This window comes from Magnetospirillum sp. SS-4, assembly GCF_902729425.1.
GTDB lineage: Bacteria > Pseudomonadota > Alphaproteobacteria > Rhodospirillales > Magnetospirillaceae > Phaeospirillum.
On record NZ_CACVCH010000127.1, the window covers coordinates 1 to 1,320 of the forward strand.

Sequence of the window (1,320 nt, forward strand, 5' to 3'; positions counted from 1 at the left end):
GGAAAAAGGCTTCCGTCTGACGTCTGGTCGTGATTCGATTCGCCTGAGACGTTCAGGGGGGCAGAGATGCGCGGTGACGATGTTCGGACGGAGAGTCTGTTCTCGTATGTGAGCTGCGAGGCGCGAGTGCCGCTGGATCATCCGCTGCGGCCTATCCGGGTGATCGTGGACGAGGCCCTGCTGGTGCTTTCGCCGGAATTCGAGAAGCTCTATTCCCCCATCGGCCGTCCGTCGATTCCCCCGGAGAAGCTGCTGCGGGCGTTGCTGCTGCAAGCGTTCTACTCGGTCCGATCCGAGCGGCAGATGATGGAGCAACTCGACTACAATCTGATGTTCCGCTGGTTCGTCGGGTTGTCGATGGATGCGCCGATCTGGGATGTGACGGTATTCACCAAGAACCGCGAGCGGCTGCTGGCCGGAGATGTCGCCGCCAAGTTCATGGCGGCGGTGCTGAACCAGCCGCGGGTGAAGGCGTTGCTGTCCGAGGATCACTTCTCGGTGGACGGCACCCTGATCGAGGCCTGGGCCAGCATGAAGAGCTTCAAACCGAAGGATGATGCCAAGGGCGACAACACCGCTCCCGGCGTCCCGAATAGCGCGCATCCGAAAGCCACGGGGCGCAATGCCGAGCGCGACTTTCACGGGGAGAAGCGCAGCAACGACACCCATGCCTCGACCACTGACCCGGATGCCCGGCTGTACCGGAAGTCCTCCGGTCAGGGCGCCAAACTCTGCCACATGGGCCATGTGCTGATGGAGAACCGCCACGGCCTGATCGTCGATGCTACGCTCACCCACGCCACCGGCACGGCCGAACGCGAAGCCGCTTTGACCATGCTCGGGCGTCTGCTCGGCCGCCACCGCATCACCGTCGCCGCCGATAAGGCCTACGACGTGGCCGATTTCATCGCCAAGCTGCGCGCTATCAAGGTCACGCCGCATGTGGCGCAGAACACCAGCAATCGGCGCTCGGCCATCGACGGCCGCACCACCCGCCATCCCGGCTACGCCGTCAGCCAACGCGTCCGCAAGCGTATCGAGGAGGCCTTCGGCTGGATGAAAACCTGCGGCGGCATCCGCAAGACGCGCCATTGCGGTAACGAGCGTGTCGGCTGGACCTTCACTCTGACCACCGCCGCCTGTAATCTGGTGAGGCTGCCGAAGCTGCTGGCGGCAGCCTGAGCATACCCGGACTCCGCCTGAAAATGGGCGGATCCGGGCAAAATGGCCGCAAAAGCGGCCGGGAAACCCGTCAAAACGCTCGTTTTCGAGCGAAACGGACAGGATCGCCGCCGTGAGGCGACCTTTTTCCGCACCCTG

At 63.7% G+C, this 1,320-nt stretch carries 1 protein-coding gene; it reads left to right on the plus strand.

Annotated features, from left to right (window positions below; translation table 11 throughout):
* The first annotated feature begins 66 nt into the window (after window positions 1–66).
* Window positions 67–1,182, plus strand: coding sequence for an IS5 family transposase (locus MTBSS4_RS18725; protein WP_173984891.1), 1,116 nt, complete (start codon window positions 67–69; stop codon window positions 1,180–1,182).
* The last annotated feature ends 138 nt before the right edge of the window (window positions 1,183–1,320 follow it).

Coding starts and splice junctions, on each gene's coding strand:
- MTBSS4_RS18725 (WP_173984891.1), top strand. CDS start 67: ATGCGCGGTGACGATGTTCGGACGGAGAGTCTGTTCTCGTATGTGAGC.